The sequence below is a fragment of the Pseudomonadota bacterium genome (genome assembly GCA_030859565.1).
Classification (GTDB): domain Bacteria; phylum Pseudomonadota; class Gammaproteobacteria; order JACCXJ01; family JACCXJ01; genus USCg-Taylor.
Window position 1 is genome coordinate 1 of record JALZJW010000266.1, and the last position, 2,574, is coordinate 2,574.

Annotated in this window: 1 protein-coding gene and 1 pseudogene; both read right to left on the bottom strand. The window is 62.1% G+C overall.

The window, feature by feature from the left end; all coding sequences use genetic code 11:
• A pseudogene (locus M3436_20550) lies at positions 1–320 on the bottom strand (transposase zinc-binding domain-containing protein).
• Positions 321–661: 341 nt separating this feature from the next.
• Positions 662–2,416 (bottom strand): hypothetical protein, encoded by a 1,755-nt coding sequence (locus tag M3436_20555; protein MDQ3566362.1) that lies wholly within the window; start codon positions 2,414–2,416, stop codon positions 662–664.
• Positions 2,417–2,574: the final 158 nt, after the last annotated feature.

Consider the following 2,574-nt stretch of genomic DNA (forward strand, 5'->3'; position numbering starts at 1 on the left):
GTATGTTCAGATTGGCGGCCGATCCGAAGCGCTGGATCAGCGTGACGGCGCCGGTATCGGCTTGGTTATGCTTGAGCCCTGCCTGCTGGATGAGAAATCCGGAAATGACCCGGTGGACGATTCTCAAGACTGGCGTGAGCAGCTCCGGATGGGCGGCGAACAGCACGCGCAGCGGGATGGGAAACGACAGCACCCACTGCCGCACCGGCACCCGGGGGGATCAGGTGATCGACCAGGTAAGCGGCGGTCTCCGCCATACGTCGGGCACCACAGCTCGTGCAGAAGCCGCGTTTCTTGCACGAAAACGCGACGAGCTTCTCGTGGCCACAGCCGCCGCTCGTAGTGGGTGCGCCTTCCCGCCGGCGCCGGCTGTACCGCGTGGTCCATCGTCCTTGATCACCTGTCCTTCCTTGACGGACCATCGGTAGTGACAGCCGCGGCTACGCCACTGAAACGACAAGGGCGGCAAACGCCGCCCTTGTCCGTCTAATCACCCGGCGCCTTCTTTCCTAGAACCCGAAGGCATCGCGTTCCGACGCTTGTTTTGTTCATTCCCGTTCCGGGAATGATCGCCCCCCTACTTGGCTACTAGGCAACAGCCTGATCTCGGAGAGCCAGGTGGCGCGCGAGGCGGTTGCCCGATCGCCATCGCGCCGATCCGTCACTTGCAGTAAAGGGTGGTGACGCCCGGCACGCCGAGCCCGGTCTTGGTCGAGCATTTACCGCTCTTGCAGCGGCGGCTGACGCCGAGATCGCCGTACTTGCCGCACGCTTGACCCTTGTCGAGCTTGGCGCGGCAGCTGTTCTCGTGTAGGTCCGGACCCTTATCGCACCATTGGCTGCCGCTGCAGTCGTCGTCCTTCTTACAAACGCAACGCTTGTTCGAGTTGCAGGCGCCGGTCGCGCATTCGAGATCGATCTTGCACGCCTCGCCGGCCTTCTTCGAGTTCGCCGTGTAACAGATGCCGGTTGCCTGCAGGTCCTGCGGCCGCCAACCAGCGCAAGTGCCGGACGCGCACTGCTTATCACCGGCACAGGCCTGCCCGTCCGCCAGCTTGGCGCGACAGGTGTTACGGTCCAAGTTGCCCAACCCAATTTTGCAGAATCTGCCGTCACCGCAGTCGCCGTCCGCGAGGCATTCGTGTTGGGTGGCGCAGAACCCGCCGGCGCAGCGGCCGCTGCTGCATTGCGCGGCGCGGTCGCATACTTCGTTGTTCTGTTTCAGCGCCTCGCATTGGTTTCGTCCAACGCCGAGCACTCCCTTGGCGCAGAAACGCCCCGTGCCGCAGTCGGTGTCCTCTTTGCACTGGAGCTCTTCGGCAATGGTGTAACGGCGTGTCGCCAGCCAGGCGTAAACCGCCTTCGCGCCGTTGTGCACGTCGCTGTCGGTGCCCGACACCTGATCCCACGATGCTCCCTGGTGGCACATGATGTACTCGAACGGCGCCGTGCCGCGCCGGTTCGCGCAATCGCGCTGCGAACGCGTCACGGTGGGCCCCCAACCATACTCGTCGTCGAAGCCAAGCTTGTGCCCAAACTCGTGCGCGATGACATGGGCCGGCACGCCGGTGTACATGTTGTTCCACTTGAAAGCCCAGCGCTTGTACGACGCCCGGTGATCGGGCATGAGGTTCAGGCGCAGCTCCCAGGTAATGTTGTCCTTGTCCCAGGCATTGATCTGCGCCTCGGTGCCTTCGCCGTGGTCGAGCAGGACCGGTTCGATTTTGAACCCCGGCCGGTTCCAGACACGCGTAATCGCATTCGCGTAGAACTCACGCAGATGGCGGAGGATGCTCTTGCTGTTCACCTGCGTCGAACGGCGAACGCGACAAGCTTGCTCATCCACGCCCACCGTGTCGGTCCCTTTTATGCCGGCGCCGGTGTTGCGTATCGGGATATAACCGCGGGTGACATCCTTTCCGTTCTTGTCGAACACGGTGGCACCGGACGCACACAGCGCGCTCAGCGCCGGATCGCCGAGCTGGTTCACCAGTTCCATCGAGATATCGATCATGTCGGTCTTGCGCGCCGTCGGCCAATGGAAGCGCATCGGCGCGCGCACGATCCATATGCTCTTCTCGCGCCGCAGCTCGTAGGCGTAAGCCAGGGGCGCGCTCGCGTAATAGTTGTACTTCCCTTTGATCGAGCGCGCCTCGAGGTTGTCGGCAAACCGGTGATTGGCCTTGATGCGCTTTTCGATGTCGTTGCCGTTATTGTCGCGTTTGCGATTGCAGCTGATGATGTCGGCGTTATAGGCCCGGTCGCCGACATAGTCGACCGACTCGCCCGCTGGAGGATTGGCAAACGTTTCGCTCTCGAGCAGACGCGCCTCGTCGCGCGCGCGCTCCGTCGTCACGCTCTTGCAGAAGTTGGCCTGTGCCGGCTCATGCACCGCAACCAAACCCAGCCACGCCATGGAAAAAAGGATTGAACGTCTCATGCGGAAAGTGGATAGTATTTTCAAACCGCCTTTTTGCGTCGGTGAGACTTTATCGCAGTGCGTGTGGGTGGTCAATCACACGGGATAGTGAGTCAGAAACTGTGGGCTGAGGCATTGTCGGGGCAGTGAAATGG